Raw genomic sequence first — 20,972 nt, 5'->3', positions numbered from 1 at the left:
CACATGCTGTCAAGCAGTAAAGTCATGGAGGAGTCGGTCGAGGCGCGCATCCTCGACGCGGCGGCCGGATGCGTGCTCGCGTTCGGTGTGGCCAGGGTGACGCTGGCCGAGATCGCCCGGCGCGCCGGCGTGAGCCGGCCGACCGTGTACCGGCGCTTCCCCGACACCCGGTCGATCCTCGCGGCGGTGCTGACGCAGCGGATCACCCACGCCCTCGACGACGCGCCCAGCGGCGGCGTCGGCCGCAGGTGGGTGGTCGAGCGCATCGTCGCAGTGGCCGGGCGGCTCCGCCGCGACGACGTCATCATGGCGGTCCTGCACGAGGCCCCGGACCTCGCGATGCTGTACCTCTCGGAGCGCCTCGGAACGAGTCAGCAGATCCTGCTCGACACCGTCACCGGGGAATTGAAGGCGGCCCAGGACGAGGGCAGCGTCCGGGCGGGCGACGCGCGTCAGCTCGCGGCGATGTGCCTGCTGATCACCCAGTCGACCATCCTCTCGGCCCAGACCATCGCGCCAATCCTCGACACCGCCGCGCTGGCAACCGAACTCGAACACTCGCTGAACGGATACCTCGCGCCATGACCGGCACCACGACCGCACTGAACGCCGTCCGCCGCACGGCCGAACTCACCGCGCTGGGTGACGGCGAAGCAGTCGACGTCGTCGTCATCGGTGGCGGGATCACCGGTGCGGGAATCGCGCTCGACGCGGTCACCCGCGGACTGTCCGTGGTGCTCGTCGAGAAGCGCGACCTGGCGTTCGGCACCAGCCGGTGGAGCTCAAAGCTGGTGCACGGCGGGCTGCGCTACCTCGCGTCGGGCCATGTGGGCATCGCCCGGCGCAGTGCCGTCGAGCGCGGAATCCTGATGTCGCGCAACGCACCTCATCTCGTGACCGCGATGCCGCAGCTGGTGCCGCTGCTGCCGTCGATGAACCGGGCGTCCCGGGCGCTGGTGCGGACCGGATTCCTGGCCGGCGACGGGTTGCGCAGGCTGGCGGGCACGCCTGCCTCGACGCTGCCGCGGTCACGCCGCGTCGATCCCGCCCGCGCCGTCGCGTTGGCGCCGACGGTCCGCCGCGCCGGCCTGGACGGCGGGTTCCTCGCCTACGACGGCCAGCTCGTCGACGACGCGCGGCTCGTCACCGCGGTCGCCCGCACCGCCGCCCAGCACGGCGCACGGATCCTGACCAGGGTGGCGGCCTCGCGGGCCACCGGGACGTCGGTGACACTCACCGACCAGCTGACGGGGGAGTCCACCACAGTGGACGCCCGTGTGGTGATCAACGCCGCGGGCGTCTGGGCGGGCGATATCGACACGTCGATCCGGCTGCGGCCCAGTCGCGGCACCCACCTGGTGTTCGACGCCGCCGCCCTCGGCAATCCCACTGCGGCGCTGACCATCCCGATCCCCGGGGAACTGAACCGGTTCGTGTTCGCGATGCCCGAACAGCTGGGCCGAGTCTATCTCGGACTCACCGACGAGGACGCGCCCGGTCCGGTGCCCGACGTCCCGCAGCCCACCACGCAGGAGATCGATTTTTTGCTGGACACCGTGAACACCGCACTCGACGTGACGCTCGGGCATCGCGACGTCGTCGGTGCCTACGCCGGGCTGCGGCCACTGATCGACAGGGGCGACGGCGACACCGCGGACCTCTCCCGCGAACACGCGGTCGTCGAATCCGGCGACGGCGTGCTCAGTGTCGTCGGAGGAAAGCTCACCGAGTACCGGTACATGGCCGAGGACGTGCTCGATCGCGCCGTGGCGCTGCGCGGGCTGGCTGCGACGCCCTGCCGCACCCGCAATCTGCCGCTGGTCGGGGCGCCGTCGAATCCGGTGGCGACACTGCGCTCGCCGGTCGAGCTGCCGTCCTCGCTCGTCGCGCGCTACGGCGCCGAGGCGCCCAACGTCGTCGCCCGCGCCGCCTGTGACCGGCCCACCGATCCGGTCGCCGACGGAATCGACGTCACTCGAGCGGAATTCGAGTATGCGGTGACCCACGAGGGAGCACTGACCGTCGACGACATCCTGGACCGGCGCACCCGGATCGGCCTGGTCGAGGCCGATCGGGCACGGGCGATGTCGGCCGCGGAGGAGTTCATCGCACTGCGCCGCTGAGCGGAAAACGGCGAATGGCCACTCATGGCACGGATTCGAAGTGAACGCGCGTCACAAGTGGCCACTCGGCCGGAGTTGAAGCCTTACAGCGGGATGTTCTTGTGCCGGCCACGGCGCGCAGGCGCCTCGGCCAGCGCCTGGGTCACCTTGCTGCGGGTGTGCGACGGGTCGATCTTCTCGTCGACCACGCCGATCTCGATGGCGGAGTCGACGCCACCGGCGATCCGCTCGTGCTCGGCGGCCAGCTCCTCGTGCAGCGCCTCGCGGTCCTCGGGAGCGGCGGCGGCCAGCTTCTTCTTGTGCAGGATGCCGACCGCGGCCTTGGCGCCCATCACGGCGACCTCGGCGTCGGGCCACGCGAACACCTTGGTGGCGCCCAGCGAGCGGGAGTTCATCGCGATGTACGCGCCGCCGTAGATCTTGCGGGTGACCAGGGTGACCCGGGGAACGGAGGCCTCGCCGAAGGCGTGCAGCAGCTTGGCGCCGCGGCGGACCACGCCACCCCACTCCTGGTCGACGCCCGGCAGGTAGCCGGGCACGTCGACGACGACCACGATCGGGACACCGAACGCGTCGCACAGCCGCACGAACCGCGCTGCCTTCTCGGCACTCTCGGAGTTCAGGCAGCCGCCGAGGCGCAGCGGGTTGTTGGCCAGCACGCCGACGGTGCGCCCGGCCAGCCGGCCGAGGCCCACCACCATCGACGGCGCCCACTTGCCCTGGAACTCCTCGAACGGGGTGCCCTCGTCGAGCAGTGCGTTCACCAGCGGGTGCACGTCGTAGGCGCGGCGCGCGGAATCGGGGAGCAGCGCGGTCAGGTCGGTGTCGCCGGCCTCGGCCTTGCTGCGGTCGAAATGCCCCTGCTGGCAGAACAATCCGACCAGCCGGCGGCCGCGTTCGTAGGCGTCGAGTTCGTCGTCCGCGACGATGTGGCACACGCCGGACTTCTTGTGGTGGGCCTCGGGACCACCGAGGGACACCATGTCGACGTCCTCACCGGTCACGCTGCGCACCACGTCGGGCCCGGTGACGAAGACCTTGCTGTCGGGCGCCATCACGATCACGTCGGTCAGCGCGGGACCGTATGCGGCGCCACCGGCCGCGAATCCGACGACCACCGAGATCTGCGGGACGTACCCCGACGCCCGGATCATGGCCTCGAAGACCAGCCCGACGGCGTGCAGCGCCTTGACGCCCTCGGCCAGTCGCGCACCGCCCGAGTGCCAGATGCCGACGATCGGGCTCTGCTCCTCGATCGCGGTGTCGTAGGCGTTGACGATGTGCCTGCAGCCCTCCACGCCCATCGCGCCGCCCATGACGGTGCCGTCGGTGCAGAACGCGATGGTGCGCACGCCGTTCACGCTGCCGCCGGCGGCCAGCACACCCGAGCGGTCCCGCTCGTGCAGCAGTTCGACCGTGCCGTCATCGAAGAACGAGCTCAGACGCAGCAGCGGGTCGCGCGGGTCGAGTGATTCGCCGACAGTCTCCGGTGCCATGATCGTCATGTTTCCTCCTGTGCCCGTTCCGATGTCGGCTTTCGCCTCCGGAAGGTCGTTTTGTGTCAGTACTTTCCGAAGGCGACCGCGACGTTGTGCCCGCCGAATCCGAACGAATTGTTGATCGCGTAGTGGAAATTGCCTGGTCGTGGGGAGCCGGCGACGACGTCGAGGTCGATGTCCGGATCCAGGTTCTTCAGGTTCAGGGTCGGCGGGATGACACCGTTGCGCAGCGCGAGCACCGTCAGGATCGACTCGACGGCCCCCACGGCGCCGACAGAGTGCCCCAGCGCCGCCTTGGGCGCGTAGACCGCCGGCTTGTGGCCGCCCATCGCGTTGTTGATGGCCTTGCCCTCGGCGACGTCGCCGACGCTGGTGCCGGTGGCGTGCGCGTTGACGTGGTCGATGTCGGTGGGCTTCAGTCCGGCGAGCTGGATCGCCCGCGTCATCGCGTGCCCCGCCTGCTCACCGTTCGGGTCGGGCGCCACGATGTGGTACCCGTCCGACGTCACACTCGCACCCATGATCCGCGCCAGGATGGTGGCGCCCCGGGCCTTCGCGTGCTCCTCGGTCTCGATCACCATCAGCGCGCCGCCCTCGCCGAAGACGAACCCGTTGCGGTCCTTGTCGAACGGGCGGCAGGCGCCCGCGGGATCGTCGTTGGTGGTCGACAGCACGATCCGCATCTGGGCGAAGCCGGCGATCGGCACCGCCTCGATCTTGGTCTCGACGCCGCCGCAGATGGCGACGTCCGCCTCGCCGAGCACGATGTTGCGCCATGCCTGGGCGATGCCTTCCGATCCGGAGGCGCAGGCCGAGACCGGGGTGATCACCCCGGCCCTGGCCTTGCGCTCCAGACCGACCGCCGCGGCGGCCGCATTCGGCATGTACATCTGCACGGCCAACGGGGACACCGCACGAAGGCCCTTGGCCCGCATGCCGTCGTAGGCGAACAACAGCTCCTCGGTAGAGCCCATGCCGGTGCCGATGGAGACCATCAGCCGCTTGGGATCCACCTCGGGCGATCCTGCGTTCTCCCACACCCGCCGGCTCAGCACCGTCGACATCTTCTGCAGATACGACAACCTGCGCAGCTCCACACGCGTGAGCTCGCTGTCGAAGTCCTCCAGTAGATGCCCGCCGATGCGGACCGGCAGGTCGTACTCCTCGACGAACGGATCCTCGAGCTTGCGGATACCGCTCTGTCCGTCCAGCAGTCGCTGCCAGGTGGTTTCGGCGTCCGTCGCCAGCGCGGTCGTCATCGCCATGCCGGTGACGACCACATTGGGGAAGCCGTTACCCGTTGCTAACCCTGCCATTACTGCTCCGTTGATCCCTTCCTACGCGCAGGCGCTACTCAGTAGCGGCCGAACGCCAGAGCCACATTGTGGCCACCGAACCCGAACGAGTTGTTGATGGCGTACTTGTATTCGCCATAACGAGGCTCACCTGCAACGACATCGAGATCGATCTCGGGGTCGGGGGTTTCGTAGTTCAGTGTGGGAGGGATGACGCCGTCGCGCAGTGCGAGCACCGTGAGGATCGACTCCAGGGCGCCCACCGCACCGATCGAGTGGCCCAGCGCCGACTTCGGCGCGTAGACCGCGGCGTGCTCCACACCGGCGACCCGGATGGCGCTTGCCTCGGCCGTGTCACCGATCGGCGTGGCGGTGGCGTGTGCGTTGACGTGCTCGATGTCCTTGGGCGACAGACCCGCGGTCTCCATCGCACGCTTCATCGCCTGCCCGGCCCGAAGGCCGTTCGGATCCGGCGCAACCATGTGGTACGCGTCCGACGTGATGCCGGCACCCATCAACCTGGCCAACGGCTTGGCGCCGCGGGCCTTGGCATGCTCCTCGGTCTCGATGATCATCATCGCGCCGGCCTCACCGAAGACGAAGCCGTCGCGGTTCTTGTCGAACGGCCGTGAGGCGCCCGCCGGGTTGTCGTTGTTCGTCGACATCGCGCGCATCATCGAGAACGCCGCGATCGGCAGCGCCTCGATTCCGCCTTCGACGCCGCCGACGACGGCGAAGTCCGCATCTCCCATGACGATCTGACGCCAGCCGTGGGCGATGGCCTCCGACCCGGATGAGCACGCCGACACCGGGGTGATGACCCCGGCGCGGGCGCCCAACTCCAGGCCGGCGACGGCCGCCGCGCCGTTCGGCATGATCATCTGAACGGCGAGCGGGGACACCTTGCGGGGCCCGCCCTCGTTCATCGCGTCGTAGGTCTCGACGATCTTCTCGCCGCCACCCAGTCCGGTGCCGATGATCACCGCGAACCGGTCAGGGTCGACCTCGGGCACGCCCGCGTTCTCCCACAGACGACGGCTCAGCAGCTTCGACATGCGCTGCACGTAGGACATGCGACGCATGTCGATCCGGGTCATGTGGTCGTCGACGTTGTCGACCAGGTGACCGCCGATGCGAACCTGGAGGTCCCACTTGTCGACGAACTCGTCTTCGAGGATGCGGATGCCGCTCTCGCCGGCCAGCAGGCCCTTCCACGTGCTCTCGACGTCTGCCGCGAGCGACGTGGTGGCCTCGACTGCGGTCACGACGACGTTCGGGAAACCGCCGTTAGCAGTGGAAGGCCTGGTCACGATTCCGCCGAGAACTTCTCGCGCAGCGCTGCGGCGGCTTCGGGGTTTTCTTCCTCGAGCTTCTGGATGTAGGCGACGACGTCACCGACGGTGCGCAGGCCCGCGAGGTCCTCGTCGGGGATCTTCACGCCGTACTTGTCCTCGGTCTGCACCGCGATCTCCACCATCGACAGCGAGTCGATGTCGAGGTCGTCGACGAAGCTCTTCTCCGGGGTGACCTCGGAGGGCTCGATACCGGTGACCTCTTCGATGATCTCGGCGAGACCGGCGATGATTTCTGTCTGGCTGGCAGCCACTGTGGCTCCTTCTATCTGTTGTTACTTGGTGGACGTTCTCTTTGGTTTGGACGTTTCAGGTGTCTGTCCCGGACGGCGCTGGCCGGGTCAGACGGTCAGAGCTCGTTCAGCCCGTCCAGATCGGCCGGAGTTTTGACGGCACGCGTCGGTACCCCCTTGAGCTCACGTTTTGCGATGCCGGCCAGCGCGCCGGCGGGCGGGAACTCGATGATCGCGACGGGTGCGAGCTCGCGGATCGTCGCGGTGCACAGGTCCCAGCGCACCGGCCGGGTCAGCTGTGCGACCAGCTTGCCCATGGCATCGGCGGCCGAGACTACCGGCTGCCCGTCGGCATTGGACAGCAGCCGGGTGGTCGGCTCGGCGGGGCTGACGGCGTCAGCGGCGGCCGAGTAGCCGTCGGTGGCGGGCGCCATGAAGTGCGTGTGGAAGGCGCCCGCGGTGGCCAGGGGCCGGACACGGGCCTTCTCCGGCGGATCCTCGGCGAGCTTGTCCAGCGCCGAGCGTGCACCGGCGGCGACGATCTGGCCTGCGGCGTTGCGGTTGGCGGGGATCAGGTCGAGTGCCTCGAGGCGGGCCAGCACGACGGCCTCGTCGCCACCGAGCACCGCCGACATGCCGGTGGGCTCCAGTGCGCACGCCTTGGCCATCTCGGCGCCACGGGTGGCGGCCAGCCGGACGGCGTCGTCGGCGGAGATGACCCCGGCGATCGCATAGGCCGCGATCTCACCGACCGAATGGCCCGCGACGACCGTCTCGGCGCCGGCGAGCAGCCCGCGTCGGGTCAACTCCTCGTAGGCGAGCAGCGTGGCGGCGACCACCAGCGGTTGCGTCACCGCGGTGTCGGTGATCTCCTCGGCGGTGGCGGTGGTGCCCAGCCGGGCCAGATCCAGGCCGGCGATCTCGGACCACGCGGCGATGCGCTCACCGGCACCGGGCAGTTCCAGCCACGGCGTCAGCATCCCGGGGGTCTGCGAGCCCTGTCCGGGAGCGAGCAGCGCGATAGGTCCTTGAGGCACGTCTCTAAGAGAACACTGTGAAGACGACTTCGCGCCGTGTAAGAGATTATGAACCTTGTCTTATGTTTTTGTGGACAGTCCACAAAACTGCATGTGAAGCGACGTCATCGACACCTCGCCGCAATGTGTTACCTGCGCCGCTGTGGCCCAGTGGCGGCCGGCCGCGCCGCCGAGACCTGCACATTTCCCTGGTCGGCCGCAGTCGGCTGGTATGCCTTGTTGTTCAGCCGACCCACCGTCACCGCCACCCGCAGCACGTAGGCGTCGCGGGGCAGTGTGGGATCCCGACCGGTGAAGTCGGCGATCCGTTTGAGGCGGTATCGGACGGTGTTTGGATGAACGAACAATTTGCGCGCGCAGGCTTCGATCGCACCGCCCGAGTCCAGGTATGCGTCCAGCGTCTCGGTCAGCGCCGGCCCGGCGTCGGCCAGCGGCCTCATCACCTCGGACGCGAGTGCGGTGATCGCGGTCGCGTCCCCGAGCAGTGCCCGCTCGGGGAGCAGCTCCCTGGCCGACACCGGCCGCGGCGCCAGCGTCCAGCCCGCCACCGCGTTCATCCCGGAGATCGCCTCGGTGGCACTGCGGTGCGCACCCGCCAGCGTCGGCGCCGTCGGACCGACCACCACCGGACCGTCGGCGAACGCCTTCATCAGGTCGGTGACGAACCGGTCGGTCACCGAGAGCGGTCCGGACACGATCGCGACCAGCCAGTTGCCGTGCACATCGGTCAGGGCCGCCCGGTTGTTCCGGCTGACCACGTCGCGGACGTCGTCGGAGGCGAGATCCTTGCGGTCGGGATGCGGCAGTCCGACGATGACGGTCGCCGGCGCGGTGGCGTCCCAGTTCAGTGCCGCGGCCTGGGACTGCAGATCCGATCCGATGTCGCCGCGCACCACCGCGTCGACCAGGTTGGCTTCCATCCTGGTGTCCCAGGCGCCGCGGGCCTCGGCCTGGTCGGCGTATGCCGTCGCCGCGGCGAACGCCAGGTCGCGGGAGTACCGCAGGATGCCCGCGGTGAGCGCCGTGAGCTGCTCTTCGTTGCGTGCCAGCAGCGGCACCACCTCTTCGAAGAACTCCATCGTGATCCGCACCATCTCGACCGACTGGCGCAGCGCGATGCGACGCCGCAGATCCTGGGGCACCACCTCGAAGGCCTGCGCGGTGTAGCTCACGTCGCTCTGCGGGTCACGCATCCATTCGACGAAGTTCACCACCGCGGCCTGCACGACGAGTTGCACGCTCGCCCGCTGTGAGGCCTCCAGGCCGGCGAAGAACGGCAGCCGCTCCTCCATGACGTGCACGGCCTGGGTGGCCAGCTGCCCGGAGAACTGCTTCAACCGGCGCAGCACCGGGTCCGGCACCGTCTGCAGCACCTCGAGAGTGGACGCAGGCGGAACGTACCGATTGTCGGCCATCCCTAAAATCTACGCCAGTATTTGGCGGCTTCCTCCAACCGTCAGGCCACGCCGGGATCGGAGGTCTGCTCGGGGGCGGCCATCACGTCGTCGATCTCGTAACGCCGGGCCGCCTCGACGGCCACCGAGGCGTCGATGTTGCCGTCGCGGGCGAGCCCCTCGAGCACCGCGACCGCGACCGATTCGCCGTCGGTGTTGAAGTAGCGCCGCGCCGCGGGCCGGGTGTCGGAGAAGCCGAAGCCATCGGTGCCCAGCGTGATGTACGTGCCGGGCACCCACGGCCGGATCAGTTCGGGCACGCCGCGCATCCAGTCCGACACCGCCACGACCGGTCCGGCCGCGTCCTCGAGCACCTTGGTGATGTACGGGGTGCCTGCGGACCGCTCCGGATGGCGCAGCAGCTCCTTCTCGACCTGCACGCCGTCGCGGTTCAGCTCGCCCCAGCTGGTGACCGACCAGACGTCGGCCGAGACATCCCAGTCCTCGGCCAGCAGCTCGGCCGCCCGCAACGCCGAGGGCATGCCGACGCCCGACACCAGGATCTGGGCGGTGTTCGCCTTGCCCTGCGGCCCGCGCCGGTACCGGTAGATGCCGCGCAGCAGGCCCTCGACGTCGAGGTCCTCGGGCTCTGCGGGCTGCTGATAGGGCTCGTTGTAGATGGTGATGTGGAAGAACACGTTCTCCGGATTCTCGCCGTACATCCGTTCCAGACCGCTCTCCACGATGTAGGCGATCTCGTATGCGAAGGCCGGGTCATAAGCCACCACAGCGGGATTCGTCGAGGCCAGCAGCAGCGAGTGGCCGTCGGCGTGCTGCAGGCCCTCACCGACCAGCGTGGTGCGCCCGGCCGTGGCGCCCAGCACGAAGCCGCGCGCCATCTGGTCGGCCGCGGCCCAGAAGCTGTCGCCCGTGCGCTGGAAACCGAACATCGAGTAGAAGATGTAGAGCGGGATCATCGGCTCGTTGTGCGTGGCGTAGGCGCTGCCCGCGGCGATGAACGTGCCCACCGAGCCGGCCTCGTTGATCCCCTCGTGCAGGATCTGGCCGACTTCGCTCTCCTTGTACGCCAGCATCAATTCGGCGTCCACGGACGTGTACAGCTGGCCGTTGCGGTTGTAGATCTTGAGGTTCGGGAACCACGAGTCCATTCCGAAGGTGCGGGCCTCGTCGGGGATGATCGGCACGATGCGGTGCCCGATGTTCTTGTCCCGCAACAGTTCTTTGAACGTGCGCACCGTCGCCATGGTGGTGGCGACCTCCTGCTTGCCCGAGCCCTTCTTCAGCGCCTTGTAGGCGTCGCGGCCGGGCAGCGTCAGCACCTTGGACTTCGTCCGCCGCTCGGGCACGAACCCGCCGAGTGCGCGACGCCGGTCGAGCAGGTAGCGGATCTCCGAGGACTCCGGACCAGGGTGGTAGTACGGCGGCAGGTACGGGTTGTCCTCGAGCTGCTCGTCGCTGATCGGGATGCGCTGCGCGTCGCGGAAGTCCTTGAGGTCTTGCAGCGCAAGCTTCTTCATCTGGTGGGTGGCGTTGCGGCCCTCGAAGTGCTTGCCCAGCGTGTAGCCCTTGATGGTCTTGGCCAGGATCACCGTCGGCTGACCCTTGTGCTCCGTCGCCGCGCGGTAGGCGGCGTAGACCTTGCGGTAGTCGTGCCCACCGCGCTTGAGATTCCAGATGTCGGTGTCGGACAGGTTCTCCACCAACTGCTTGGTGCGCGGGTCGCGGCCGAAGAAGTGGTCGCGGACGTATCCGCCGTCATTGGCCTTGTAGGTCTGGTAGTCGCCGTCGGGGGTGGTGTTCATCAGGTTCACCAGCGCACCGTCGCGGTCGGCATGCAGTAGCGCGTCCCATTCGCGGCCCCACACCACCTTGATGACGTTCCAGCCGGCGCCGCGGAAGAACGACTCGAGCTCCTGGATGATCTTGCCGTTGCCGCGCACCGGTCCGTCGAGACGCTGCAGGTTGCAGTTGATGACGAACGTCAGGTTGTCGAGTGCCTCCAGTGCGGCGACGTGGGCAAGGCCGCGGCTCTCCGGCTCGTCCATCTCGCCGTCGCCGAGGAACGCCCACACGTGCTGATCGGAGGTGTCCTTGATGCCACGGTCGTTCAGGTAGTGGTTGAACCGCGCCTGGTAGATCGCGTTCATCGGGCCCAGGCCCATCGACACCGTGGGGAACTCCCAGAAGTCCGGCATCAGCCGCGGGTGCGGGTAGGACGGCAACCCGCCACCGGGGTGGCTGTGCTCCTGCCGGAACCCGTCGAGCTGGTCGGCGGTCAGCCGGCCCTCGAGGAACGCGCGGGCGTAGATGCCGGGGGATGCGTGACCCTGGATGAACACCTGGTCGCCACCGCCGGGATGGCTCTTGCCGCGGAAGAAGTGGTTGAACCCGACCTCGTAGAGCGCCGCCGAGGACGCATACGTCGAAATATGGCCGCCCACACCGACTCCCGGTCGCTGCGCGCGGTGCACCATGATGGCGGCGTTCCACCGGATCCACGCCCGGTACCGGCGCTCGACGTCCTCGTCGCCGGGGAACCAGGGTTCCAGTTCGGTGGGAATGGTGTTGACGTAGTCGGTGGAGGTCAGCGCCGGGATGGCGACGCGCTGCTCACCGGAACGCTCGAGCAGACGCAGCATCAGGTAGCGCGCCCGCGCGGGGCCGGAGCGCTCCAGGAGTGCGTCGAACGATTCCAGCCATTCGGAGGTCTCTTCGGGGTCGATGTCGGGCAGGTACGACGCGACACCGTCACGGATCACCCGGACCCGGTCGGGCTCGGGTGAATTCGATGAGTTTTGGGCCAGGTCCTGGCGCGCGAACTCGGTGGTCAACTTCCGCTCCTTGGTAGTGCGGTTTCGGGGTGCGGGCGCGATCGGCGCCAACGACCTCCATCGTCCCCCCATCGTGCCCGAACCGCACCGGTGGGGGTGAGGAGCTGAAGTATCCGACGGTGGGCGTTGGCACGCGGTAACGTCTGCAGACCTGCCGACCGGTGTGGCGCCTCATATTGACAAACCGGGCTGCCAGTCATCCGGATCAGCAGGGCGGCGTGCGACGATAGGCCCGGTGCACTCACAGACACAAGGAGGACCGACGGTGGTCGCGGCGGCGGACGCCCCGAACTTCGCCCAGGGGCTGGGCATTGAAAAAGGTCAGGTTGTCCAGGAGTTGGGCTGGGACGAGGACGTCGACGACGACATCCGGGCCGACATCGAGGACGCGTGCGGCGGCGAGCTGCTCGACGAGGATGCGGACGAGGTCGTCGACGTGGTGCTGCTCTGGTGGCGCAACGACGACGGTGACCTCGTCGACCGGTTGATGGACGCCATCACCCCGTTGGCCGAGGACGGCGTCATCTGGGTGGTCACCCCGAAGACCGGCAAGCCGGGGCACGTGCAGCCGGCGGAGATCGCCGAGTCGGCGCCGACCGCCGGGCTGATGCCCACGTCGTCGGCCAATCTCGGAGATTGGATCGCCAGCCGGCTGGTGCAGCCGAAGTCCAAGGCCGCGGGAAGGCGTTAGTGCTGGGGCCGGGGGCGCAGGCACCCGACTTCACGCTGAAGAACCAGCACGGCAGGCCGGTGGCCCTCGCCGACTTCCGTGGTGCGCGCAACGTCGTCCTGGTCTTCTTCCCGTTGGCGTTCACCCCGACCTGTCAGCGCGAGCTCGACGAGATCCGCGACAACCTGTCCCGCTATGACAACGCCGACACCGCGACGCTGACCATCTCGGTCGGACCGCCGCCCACGCACAAGGCGTGGGCCGGCCGCCACGGCTACTCCTTCCCGGTGCTGGCCGACTTCTGGCCGCACGGCGCCGTCGCCAAGGCCTACGGGGTGTTCAACGACGACACCGGATTCGCCAACCGCGGGACGTTCGTGGTGGACCGCTCGGGGGTCATCCGGTTCGCCGAGATGAAGCAGCCCGGCGAGCCGCGGGATCAGGCCGTGTGGACCGCCGCGCTGGCCTCGCTGGCGTCCGCCGACTGATTTCCGGTCGCAGGTCAACGCCGTGTAGCCTGCCCGGCACGGGCGTGTAGCTCAGTGGTAGAGCTCTGGTTTTACACACCAGCGGTCGGGGGTTCGAAACCCTCCGCGCCCACCGAAAGCAGTGCATGTCGACGCTGTGATCCGAGGCGGGCATCGATGCCAGATGCCGCTGGATGGCCCGTGTCCCAGGAGTGACCCAAGCGGTGAGCGATCGCCCACGGCGCACAGCCTCGGGCGACTAGCGTGCGAGGCAGCGATGACGGGAGACGAACGCGGTGGCTACCTCGGACGATCCAATGGGCGCAGTGCGCCAGTACGTCGATGCATTCAACAGCGGTGACGCGGAAGCAATGGGAGCGGCCTGCGCGGACCCGATGCAGATCCTCGACGGAATGTCGCCGCATGTGTGGCAAGGTCCAAGGGCCGCCTACGACTGGTATCAGGACGCTCTCGCCGAGGGGGAGCACCTTGGGGTTACGGACTACCACATCGAATTGGGCGAGCCACGACATGCTGACGTGACCGGGGACCACGGGTACGTGGTGGTTCCAGTGACCTTTTCGTACAACGTTCGCGGAACGCCGGTCAATCAAACCGGTGCGACATTCACGGCGGCGCTTCGCAAAGTCGGGACTCATTGGCGACTCACGGCCTGGGCGTGGGCAAAAGGTGTGAACAGCTAGATCGTTGCCGTCGATCACCCACAGAGGGGTTCTGTCATGGCTAGCGAACCGTTTCAGATGGCGATGATCCACCGGACGTTTCGCATCGAGTTCGGCAACATCCCCGCTCTCATCAATGACGTCGCACCGGGTGACGTGAAGCGCTCGCGCACAGTCGGCGTCTATCTGGGCAACATGCTGTCGGTGTTGCACCATCATCACGCCGCGGAGGACGACTTCTTGTGGCCGACGCTGCACAGCCGGAGTGGGCTGAGCGACGACGTTGCCGGCCGGGCCCGCACCGAGCACCTGGCGATCGCCGATGTGATGAAAGACATCGAGTCGATCCGGCCGTCGTGGCAGCGCACCGCGGACTCCCGACGCGGGACCGTGCTCGCCGACAGAGTCCACGCCTTGTCGGGCCTCGCCGCCAGCCACTTCCGGGACGAGGAGCGTGATCTCGTCCCCCTCGTCGGCGAGCATCTCTCCGCCGCCGAGTGGCAGACCTTCATCGATCGGGGCGCGGCCTACGTCAAGCCGGCCAACCTGTGGTTCGCCCTTGCGTACGGGGGCATTCTGCTGAGCCAGGCCACCCCGGAGGAGGGACGCCGCTTCATGGCGGCGGTGCCGGTGCCGTTGCGGATCGTGCTGAAACTGGCGGGCAGTCGCGCGTACAGATCTCACCGCACGGCGTTGTACGGCGCGGGAGCCTGACCGTCCACTCCGGCCGAGGCCGTGAGACGCTGACCGTCGTGTCGAGATCCGCGGGTGTCGCGGCCGGGTGTGCGGCCGATCTCGCATTCGGCGACCCGCGGCGGGGCCACCCGGTGGCGCTGTTCGGCAACGCCGCCGCCGCCCTGGAACGGGCGACCTACGCCGACAGCCGCACCGCAGGCGTCGCGCACACCGGCGTCCTGCTGGGTGTGCTCACCGTGCTCGGCGTTACGGCGCAGCGGATGTCCGGGCGCGGTGGCGGTGTCGCGACCGCCTCGATGACGGGGCTGGCGACGTTCGTCGCGCTCGGCGGCACGTCACTTGCACGGGTGGGAGCAGACATGTCCGCGCTGCTCGACGCCGGCGACCTCGACGGCGCCCGCCGCCTGCTGCCGTCGCTGTGCGGCCGCGACCCGTCGGTGCTCGACGCCGCGGGCCTGACCCGCGCGACGGTCGAGTCGATCGCCGAGAACACCTCCGACGCGCAGGTGGCGCCGCTGTGGTGGGCGTCGGTGGCCGGTGTGCCCGGCGTGCTGGTCTACCGCGGCGCGAACACCCTCGACGCGATGATCGGGCACCGCTCGCCGCGCTACGCGAACTTCGGCTGGGCCGCGGCCCGTCTGGACGACGTGCTGAACTACCTGCCGGCCCGGGTGGCCGGTGTCCTGGTGGCGCTGTGCGCCCCGGTGGTCGGCGGCTCGCCCATGGCAGCGGTCCGGGCCTGGCGGCGCGACGCCGCGCGCCACCCCAGCCCGAACGCGGGTGTGGTGGAGGCGGCGTTCGCCGGTGCGCTCGGGGTCCGGCTGGGTGGGCCGACGCAGTACGCCCACGAGCTGGAGATCCGCCCGACTCTCGGCCACGGCCGCGTCCCCGAGGTCGCGGACGTCAGCAGGGCGGTGCGCCTGTCGCGGGCGGTGCAATTGGCCGCCGCGGTGCTTGCGGTCCTGGTCAGCGCCGCCTGCCGTAGCGGTCGGCGATCTTCTGCTCGGCGGTGAGCGGCGCGGGCGGCGCCGCTGCGGCAGCCGTCGCCGCGGCCTTCTCCAGTCGGCGCTGCCGGACCTCGGAGTACACGAAGTAACCGAGACCGATCGGGGCGATGATGCCGAACGCGATCCACTGGATGCCGTAGGACAGGAACGGCCCCGCGTCGAGATGCGGCAGCGGGATCACCCCGAGACCGCCGGGCTGGTCCTCGACGAGTTGCAGGTACGAGCCGGCCAGCGGAACGCCCGTCAGCGTCGCGACCTGCGCGGTGTTGATCGAGTACACCTGGTCGAAGCCCTCGGCGCGCATCGGCTTCTTGTCGGCGGCGACCTGTTCGGAATCCCGCAGCCGCGCGGTGATGGTGACCGTGCCGCCCGGAACGGGGGCGATCGGCGGCACCTGGGAACCCTGCTCCGGCTTGGCATATCCGCGGTTGACGAGCACGGTGGGCCCGCCGTCCACGGCGAACGGCACCAGCACCTCGTAGGCGGGGTCGCCGTCGACCACCCGCAGCCGGGCAAGCACCTGCGCGTCGGGCAGATAGTGGCCGGTGGCCGTCACCCGTCGCCACTGGTCGTCGGCCGCCGACGAATCCTGTTGCGGCAGAAGTGTCGTCACGGGAACGGGGTCCGCGGTCAGCGAGTAGGCGATCTGGTCGTTCTCCCGGGAGGTCTTGGTGTTCTTGCCGAGCTGCCACGGAGCCAGCACGGTGAAGCACAGGTAGGCGAACGCCATCACCACGACGAACAGGGCCAGCCAGCCCGGCCGTAGGAAGAACGCCCACCGACGCATCAGCTGGCCAGCCCGCGTTCGGCGAGGCGTTCGTCCACCCAGTCGTGCAGGCCGGGCAGCGCCGCCTCGATCACCCGGAACACGTCCTCGAAGTCGTCCTGGGTGCCGTAGTAGGGATCGTCGACGTCCAGCGCATGCGCCCCCGAGCGCGGGTCGAATGAGCGCAGCATCCGCAGCCGGTTCGACGGCACACCCTGCTCGCCGAGCATGCGCAGGTGGTTGCGACCCAGCGCCACCACGAGGTCGGCGCTGCGGTGGTCGTCGTCGACCTGCGCGGCGCAGTGGGCCGAGGGATAGCCGTGGGCGCGCAGCACGCGACCGGCGCGGCTGTCGGCCGGGTCGCCCGCATGCCAGCCGCCGGTGCCCGCGCTGCTCACCCGGACCGCGTCGGCCAGGCCGCGCTCGGCGATCTGATGGGCGAACATCTTCTCCGCCATCGGCGAGCGGCAGATGTTGCCCGAGCAGACGAACGTGACGTGCAGTGGTTCATCCCCGGGTCGCTTCGCTCCTGCCCGCCGAAGCTCAGACACCGAGCACCTCACGCAGATCGGCGACGGTGGCCACGTGTGCCCGGCCGCGCACCGCACCGGGCCTCGTGAAATCGGTGCGGCCGTAACCCCAGTCGACCACCACCGTGTCGATGCCGTGTGCCGCGGCGCCCTCCACGTCATGGCTGCGGTCACCGACCATCAGCACCCGCTCGGGCAGCGGCGCCAACTTCGCCAGCGCATGGGCCACCACGTCGGCCTTCTCGGCGCGCGAGCCGTCGACGCTGGCGCCCGCGATCACCTCGAAGTGGCCGGCCAGACCGAAGTGTTCGAGGATCCGGTGCGCCGTGGGTTCCGCCTTCGAGGTGGCCACCGCCAGACGCACCCCCGCCGCCCGCAGGTCGGCCAGCAGACCGGGGATGCCGTCGAACAGGCTGTTCATCGACCAGCCCCGCGTCGTGTAGTCGGCCCGGTAGGCGGCGACCGCGGCGGCGGTGCGGTCGCCGAGTCCCATGGCGCCGAGGGTGTGGTGCATCGGCGGCCCGATGATCCGTCCGGCCAGGTCGCCGTCCGGCACCGGGGCGCCGACCTCGGCGAGCGCGTGCTTGAAGCTGGACACGATGCCGCGTGCCGAGTCGGTCAGGGTGCCGTCGAGGTCGAAGAGGACCAGCTGCGGTCGCGTCGCGGCGAGCGTGCTGTCCAGCGTGTCCGTCACACCGCCATTGTCCCCGACGCAGTGCGTCGTCCCGAAATCCCACCGGCCGGACCGCCCATTACTGTCGTGATGTGGGGAGTGTCCGTCTGGCCGAGATCATCGACGTCCTCGACGACGCGTATCCACCCGGGCTCGCCGAGGCGTGGGATTCGGTGGGCCTGGTGTGCGGCGACCCCGACGAGACGGTCTCCTCGGTGACGGTCGCCGTGGACGCCACCGCCGACGTCGTCGACGAGGTGCCCGACGGCGGTCTGCTGCTGGCGCACCACCCGCTGCTGCTGCGCGGCGTGGACACCGTGGCGGCGAGCACCCCCAAGGGCGCGCTGGTGCACCGGCTGCTGCGCTCCGGACGCGCCCTGTTCACCGCGCACACCAACGCCGACAGCGCCCGTCCCGGCGTCTCCGACGCGCTGGCCGAGGCGATCGGGCTCGAGGTGGGTGACGCGTTGTCCCCGTCGCAGCCGCGCGCCGACCTGGACAAGTGGGTCGTGTTCGTGCCGACCGAGGACTCCGACGCACTCCGCGAAGCCCTGTTCGCCGCAGGCGCAGGCCACATCGGCGACTACTCGCATTGCAGCTGGACCGTCGCGGGAACCGGTCAGTTCCTGCCGCACGACGGCGCCCGCCCGGCGATCGGCAGCATCGGCGCCGTCGAGCGGGTGCCGGAGGACCGGGTGGAGGTGATCGCACCGGCGAGGTCGCGTGCCCGCATCCTCGCGGCGTTGCGCGCCGCACATCCCTACGAGGAACCCGCCTTCGACGTGCTGGCGCTGGCGCCGCTGCCCGGCGACACCGGCCTCGGCCGGATCGGGCAGCTGCCCGCACCCGAACCGCTCTCGTCGTTCGTGGCGCGGGTCCGTGCCGCACTGCCCGAGACGACGTGGGGGGTGCGGGCCGCGGGCGATCCGCGTGCGACGGTGTCGCGGGTGGCGGTGTGCGGCGGCGCGGGCGACTCCCTGCTGGACGCCGTGACGGCCGCGGACGTCCAGGCCTACGTCACCGCCGACCTGCGCCATCACCCCGCCGACGAATACCGACGCGGGTCGCCTGTGGCGCTCGTCGACGTCGCGCACTGGGCGAGTGAATTCCCCTGGTGCCACCAGGCGGCCGAGCTGTTGCGTGGCCGATTCGGCGCCGCACTGCCGGTGCAGGTGTGTCCGGTGCGCACCGACCCGTGGAACGTCGAAGACGACCGTACGGAAAAGAGGACATGAAAGCCGAAGTAGTGCAACAACGCTCGTTGCTCGAGCTGGCTCAGGTCGATGCCGAGCTCAGTCGCATCGACCACCGGACGAAGAACCTCGCCGAGCAGCAACGGCTCGACGCCGTGCAGGCCGAGCACACCGAGGCCAACGACAAGCTGGCCGTCCTGCAGATCGCGCTCGACGACCTCGAGGGCCAGGCGGCCAAACTCGAAGGCGAGATCGACTCGGTGCGCAAGCGGGAGGACCGGGACCGGTCACTGCTCGACAACGCCGCCAACGCCAAGCAGGTCACCGAACTGCAGCACGAACTCGAGACGCTGCAGCGTCGGCAGGCCAGCCTGGAGGACTCGCTGCTGGAGGTGATGGAGCGGCGCGAGGAACTGCAGGAGCAGCAGGCGGCGGCGCTCGCCACCATCGACGAACTGCAGACCGGCCTGAGCGCAGCCCGCGCGGCGCGGGACGCGGCCGTCAACGAACTCGGCCAGACCCGGCGCCAGCGGGCCACGCGGCGCGACGAGATCGTCGAGATGCTCGACGCCGACCTGGTGAAGCTCTACGAGCGCCAGCGCTCCGGCGGCGGCCCGGGGGCGGGCGCACTGCAGGGCCGCCGGTGTGGCGCCTGCCGGATCGAGATCGACCGCGGCGAATTGGCGAGGATCTCGGCCGCGGCCGAGGACGAGGTGCTGCGGTGTCCTGAGTGCGGTGCGATCCTGTTGCGCGTGAAGGACAACGGCTGATGAAGGTGATCGTCGAGGCCGACGGCGGGTCGCGCGGCAATCCGGGCCCCGCCGGATTCGGTGCGGTGGTGTTCTCGGCCGACCGCGCCACCGTTCTCGCCGAGAGCAAGCAGGCGATCGGGCGTGCCACCAACAATGTCGCGGAGTACCGCGGGCTGATCGCGGGACTCGAGGAGGCCGCCGGGGTGGGCGCCACCGAGGTGGCCGTCGCCATGGATTCCAAGCTGGTGGTCGAGCAGATGAACGGCCGTTGGAAGGTCAAGCATCCCGACCTGATCGAATTGCACCGCGAGGCAAGCGGTCTGGCCGGCAGGTTCGAGCGGGTGGACTACCGCTGGATCCCGCGCGCACAGAATTCGCACGCCGACCGGCTGGCCAACGAAGCCATGGATGCCGCGGCGGGGATCGGCGACGGCCCGTCCGAGGCGACCGCGGACGCACCCGCGTCGACGCAGGTGGTGACGAGTCCGGCGGGCTGGACCGGTGCCCGCGGCGCGCCGACCCGGCTGATGCTGCTGCGGCACGGGCAGACCGAGCTGTCGGTGCAGCGGCGCTACTCCGGCCGCGGCAATCCGGCATTGACCGACCTCGGACGCAGGCAGGCCGACGCCGCAGCGGGGTACCTCGCCCAGCGCGGCGGGATCTCGGCCGTCGTGACGTCGCCGCTGCAACGCGCCTACGACACCGCCGCGGCGGCGGCCAAGGCGCTCGGGCTCGACCTCACCGTCGACGAGGACCTCATCGAGACGGACTTCGGCGACTGGGAGGGCCTGACGTTCTCCGAAGCGTCCGAACGGGATCCGGATCTGCACTCGCGGTGGTTGCGCGACACCGCCATCGACCCGCCCGGCGGCGAGAGCTTCGACACCGTGGCGCACCGCGTCCGGCGCGCGCGCAACCGCATCATCGCCGAGCACGGCGACGCGACGGTGCTGGTGGTGTCCCACGTGACGCCCATCAAGACCATGCTGCGGCTGGCGCTCGACGCCGGGCCCACGATCCTCTACCGGCTGCATCTCGACCTCGCCTCGCTGAGCGTCGCCGAGTTCTATCCGGATGGCGCGGCGTCGGTGCGACTGGTGAACCAGACGTCGTATCTGTGATCTGAGGCGCCGGTCACGAGGTGTGCAGGTGCAGGCGCTCGCCGTGCGGCCCGAAGATCGCCAGCGCCTCGACCGCTTCCTCGACAGCGCCGAACCAGTGCGGCGTCCACGTCGAGAATTCAACCGCCTCACCGGGTTTCACGGTGAAATCCTGGTCGCCCAGGATCAACCGCAGCCGGCCTGAGAGCACGTACATCCAGTCCTGTCCCTCGTGCACCGGCAGTTCCTCCGGCGGCTTGCGGCGTCGCGCACTCACCCGGATCTTGAACGCGTGCAGGCCACTGGCCGGCCCCTGCCGGGTCAGCGGCCAGTAGGTGACGCCGTGATGGGTGTGTGAACTGCTCTTGACCCGTGGGTCTTCGGCGTCGGGCGTGCGCAGCAGGTCGTCGGTGCTGACCGACAGTGCGGCGGCGAGGCGTGGCAGGTGGTCCAACGCGAGGCGACGCTTGCCCGATTCGAGCCGGCTCAGTGTCGACACGTCGATGCTCGACCGGTTCGCCACCTCCTCGAGCGTGAGGCCGCGCTGCGTCCGCAGCTCCCGCAACCGCCGCCGGACCCGTTGGTCGACACTGTCTTCTTCGGCTGTCTTTGCCTGCATGGCAAAACAGCTTGGCACTTGACCGGTGTGC

21 protein-coding genes and 1 tRNA gene are annotated in these 20,972 nt (G+C 69.5%); 11 read left to right on the top strand and 11 right to left on the bottom strand.

Annotated elements, in window-relative coordinates:
- Nucleotides 1–3 precede the first annotated feature (3 nt).
- Nucleotides 4–585: a TetR/AcrR family transcriptional regulator gene (locus tag ACPCHZ_RS15065; protein ID WP_423485476.1), complete on the top strand. Its 582-nt coding sequence runs from the start codon at nt 4–6 to the stop codon at nt 583–585.
- On the top strand, nt 582–2,123 hold the full coding sequence (locus tag ACPCHZ_RS15060; RefSeq protein WP_423485475.1) for a glycerol-3-phosphate dehydrogenase/oxidase: 1,542 nt from the start codon (nt 582–584) through the stop codon (nt 2,121–2,123). Before ACPCHZ_RS15065 ends, ACPCHZ_RS15060 begins: the two co-directional genes overlap by 4 nt.
- An 83-nt stretch (nt 2,124–2,206) precedes the next feature.
- On the opposite strand, the gene ACPCHZ_RS15055 is transcribed toward ACPCHZ_RS15060, so the two are convergent.
- The 7 genes from ACPCHZ_RS15055 to aceE form a co-directional block, all read right to left on the bottom strand.
- Entirely contained in the window at nt 2,207–3,628 is a 1,422-nt protein-coding gene (locus tag ACPCHZ_RS15055) for an acyl-CoA carboxylase subunit beta (protein WP_364981339.1), read from the bottom strand.
- A gap of 56 nt (nt 3,629–3,684) precedes the next feature.
- A complete protein-coding gene (kasB, locus tag ACPCHZ_RS15050; RefSeq protein WP_423485474.1) occupies nt 3,685–4,938 on the bottom strand; it encodes a 3-oxoacyl-ACP synthase KasB in 1,254 nt (417 codons plus the stop codon).
- 38 nt (nt 4,939–4,976) lie between these two features.
- Nucleotides 4,977–6,227: a 3-oxoacyl-ACP synthase KasA gene (gene kasA / locus ACPCHZ_RS15045; RefSeq protein WP_423485473.1), complete on the bottom strand. Its 1,251-nt coding sequence runs from the start codon at nt 6,225–6,227 to the stop codon at nt 4,977–4,979.
- Nucleotides 6,224–6,523: a meromycolate extension acyl carrier protein AcpM gene (gene acpM, locus ACPCHZ_RS15040; RefSeq protein ID WP_264010542.1), complete on the bottom strand. Its 300-nt coding sequence runs from the start codon at nt 6,521–6,523 to the stop codon at nt 6,224–6,226. The genes kasA and acpM overlap by 4 nt, the downstream gene beginning before the upstream one ends.
- A gap of 95 nt (nt 6,524–6,618) precedes the next feature.
- Nucleotides 6,619–7,524: an ACP S-malonyltransferase gene (locus tag ACPCHZ_RS15035; RefSeq protein WP_423485726.1), complete on the bottom strand. Its 906-nt coding sequence runs from the start codon at nt 7,522–7,524 to the stop codon at nt 6,619–6,621.
- A 143-nt stretch (nt 7,525–7,667) separates the two neighbouring features.
- Entirely contained in the window at nt 7,668–8,954 is a 1,287-nt protein-coding gene (locus ACPCHZ_RS15030; protein WP_423485472.1) for a PucR family transcriptional regulator, read from the bottom strand.
- Between the two features lie 41 nt (nt 8,955–8,995).
- A complete protein-coding gene (aceE, locus tag ACPCHZ_RS15025) occupies nt 8,996–11,785 on the bottom strand; it encodes a pyruvate dehydrogenase (acetyl-transferring), homodimeric type (RefSeq protein WP_423485471.1) in 2,790 nt (929 codons plus the stop codon).
- Between the two features lie 265 nt (nt 11,786–12,050).
- Here aceE and ACPCHZ_RS15020 point away from each other — a divergent pair, with 265 nt between their 5' ends.
- From ACPCHZ_RS15020 to ACPCHZ_RS14995, 6 genes are all read left to right on the top strand, one after another.
- Nucleotides 12,051–12,476, top strand: coding sequence for a DUF3052 domain-containing protein (locus ACPCHZ_RS15020; RefSeq protein WP_264010563.1), 426 nt, complete (start codon nt 12,051–12,053; stop codon nt 12,474–12,476).
- On the top strand, nt 12,476–12,943 hold the full coding sequence (locus ACPCHZ_RS15015; protein ID WP_423485470.1) for a peroxiredoxin: 468 nt from the start codon (nt 12,476–12,478) through the stop codon (nt 12,941–12,943). The genes ACPCHZ_RS15020 and ACPCHZ_RS15015 overlap by 1 nt, the downstream gene beginning before the upstream one ends.
- 40 nt (nt 12,944–12,983) lie before the next feature.
- Nucleotides 12,984–13,055: transfer RNA gene (locus tag ACPCHZ_RS15010), tRNA-Val, on the top strand.
- A 184-nt stretch (nt 13,056–13,239) separates the two neighbouring features.
- Nucleotides 13,240–13,626, top strand: a complete 387-nt coding sequence (locus ACPCHZ_RS15005) for a nuclear transport factor 2 family protein (protein ID WP_423485725.1) — start codon at nt 13,240–13,242, stop codon at nt 13,624–13,626.
- Between the two features lie 36 nt (nt 13,627–13,662).
- Entirely contained in the window at nt 13,663–14,319 is a 657-nt protein-coding gene (locus ACPCHZ_RS15000; RefSeq protein ID WP_423485469.1) for a hemerythrin domain-containing protein, read from the top strand.
- A 29-nt stretch (nt 14,320–14,348) separates the two neighbouring features.
- Nucleotides 14,349–15,314: a cobalamin biosynthesis protein gene (locus ACPCHZ_RS14995; RefSeq protein ID WP_423485724.1), complete on the top strand. Its 966-nt coding sequence runs from the start codon at nt 14,349–14,351 to the stop codon at nt 15,312–15,314.
- On the opposite strand, the gene ACPCHZ_RS14990 is transcribed toward ACPCHZ_RS14995, so the two are convergent.
- Genes ACPCHZ_RS14990 through ACPCHZ_RS14980 form a run of 3 tightly spaced genes read right to left on the bottom strand, consistent with a single transcriptional unit; the run spans nt 15,268 to nt 17,298 of the window.
- A complete protein-coding gene (locus tag ACPCHZ_RS14990) occupies nt 15,268–16,095 on the bottom strand; it encodes an SURF1 family protein (RefSeq protein ID WP_423485468.1) in 828 nt (275 codons plus the stop codon). The genes ACPCHZ_RS14995 and ACPCHZ_RS14990 overlap by 47 nt on opposite strands.
- Nucleotides 16,095–16,625 (bottom strand): low molecular weight protein-tyrosine-phosphatase, encoded by a 531-nt coding sequence (locus ACPCHZ_RS14985; protein WP_423485467.1) that lies wholly within the window; start codon nt 16,623–16,625, stop codon nt 16,095–16,097. The genes ACPCHZ_RS14990 and ACPCHZ_RS14985 overlap by 1 nt, the downstream gene beginning before the upstream one ends.
- Entirely contained in the window at nt 16,618–17,298 is a 681-nt protein-coding gene (locus ACPCHZ_RS14980; RefSeq protein WP_423485466.1) for an HAD hydrolase-like protein, read from the bottom strand. The genes ACPCHZ_RS14985 and ACPCHZ_RS14980 overlap by 8 nt, the downstream gene beginning before the upstream one ends.
- Before the next feature lie 71 nt (nt 17,299–17,369).
- Here ACPCHZ_RS14980 and ACPCHZ_RS14975 point away from each other — a divergent pair, with 71 nt between their 5' ends.
- Genes ACPCHZ_RS14975 through ACPCHZ_RS14965 form a run of 3 tightly spaced genes read left to right on the top strand, consistent with a single transcriptional unit; the run spans nt 17,370 to nt 20,343 of the window.
- Nucleotides 17,370–18,512, top strand: a complete 1,143-nt coding sequence (locus tag ACPCHZ_RS14975) for a Nif3-like dinuclear metal center hexameric protein (protein WP_423485465.1) — start codon at nt 17,370–17,372, stop codon at nt 18,510–18,512.
- Nucleotides 18,509–19,240 carry a zinc ribbon domain-containing protein gene (locus ACPCHZ_RS14970; protein ID WP_423485464.1) on the top strand — a complete coding sequence of 244 codons (732 nt, stop codon included), beginning with the start codon at nt 18,509–18,511 and terminating at the stop codon, nt 19,238–19,240. The genes ACPCHZ_RS14975 and ACPCHZ_RS14970 overlap by 4 nt, the downstream gene beginning before the upstream one ends.
- Nucleotides 19,240–20,343, top strand: coding sequence for a bifunctional RNase H/acid phosphatase (locus ACPCHZ_RS14965; RefSeq protein ID WP_423485463.1), 1,104 nt, complete (start codon nt 19,240–19,242; stop codon nt 20,341–20,343). Before ACPCHZ_RS14970 ends, ACPCHZ_RS14965 begins: the two co-directional genes overlap by 1 nt.
- 13 nt (nt 20,344–20,356) lie before the next feature.
- On the opposite strand, the gene ACPCHZ_RS14960 is transcribed toward ACPCHZ_RS14965, so the two are convergent.
- On the bottom strand, nt 20,357–20,941 hold the full coding sequence (locus ACPCHZ_RS14960) for a helix-turn-helix domain-containing protein (RefSeq protein ID WP_364981293.1): 585 nt from the start codon (nt 20,939–20,941) through the stop codon (nt 20,357–20,359).
- Nucleotides 20,942–20,972 lie beyond the last annotated feature (31 nt).

This window comes from Mycobacterium sp. NPDC050041, from assembly GCF_049541695.1.
GTDB lineage: Bacteria > Actinomycetota > Actinomycetes > Mycobacteriales > Mycobacteriaceae > Mycobacterium.
The sequence above is the reverse complement of the archived record's forward strand: the minus strand, read 5'-3'. Positions and strand labels throughout refer to the sequence as shown.

Bases quoted from the DNA above. Each gene is read 5' to 3' on its own strand.
- ACPCHZ_RS15065 (WP_423485476.1), top strand. From the start codon at position 4: ATGCTGTCAAGCAGTAAAGTCATGGAGGAGTCGGTCGAGGCGCGCATC.
- ACPCHZ_RS15060 (WP_423485475.1), top strand. From the start codon at position 582: ATGACCGGCACCACGACCGCACTGAACGCCGTCCGCCGCACGGCCGAA.
- ACPCHZ_RS15055 (WP_364981339.1), bottom strand. From the start codon at position 3,628: ATGACGATCATGGCACCGGAGACTGTCGGCGAATCACTCGACCCGCGC.
- kasB (WP_423485474.1), bottom strand. From the start codon at position 4,938: ATGGCAGGGTTAGCAACGGGTAACGGCTTCCCCAATGTGGTCGTCACC.
- ACPCHZ_RS15030 (WP_423485472.1), bottom strand. From the start codon at position 8,954: ATGGCCGACAATCGGTACGTTCCGCCTGCGTCCACTCTCGAGGTGCTG.
- ACPCHZ_RS15005 (WP_423485725.1), top strand. From the start codon at position 13,240: ATGGGCGCAGTGCGCCAGTACGTCGATGCATTCAACAGCGGTGACGCG.
- ACPCHZ_RS15000 (WP_423485469.1), top strand. From the start codon at position 13,663: ATGGCTAGCGAACCGTTTCAGATGGCGATGATCCACCGGACGTTTCGC.
- ACPCHZ_RS14990 (WP_423485468.1), bottom strand. From the start codon at position 16,095: ATGCGTCGGTGGGCGTTCTTCCTACGGCCGGGCTGGCTGGCCCTGTTC.
- ACPCHZ_RS14970 (WP_423485464.1), top strand. From the start codon at position 18,509: ATGAAAGCCGAAGTAGTGCAACAACGCTCGTTGCTCGAGCTGGCTCAG.
- ACPCHZ_RS14965 (WP_423485463.1), top strand. From the start codon at position 19,240: ATGAAGGTGATCGTCGAGGCCGACGGCGGGTCGCGCGGCAATCCGGGC.
- ACPCHZ_RS14960 (WP_364981293.1), bottom strand. From the start codon at position 20,941: ATGCAGGCAAAGACAGCCGAAGAAGACAGTGTCGACCAACGGGTCCGG.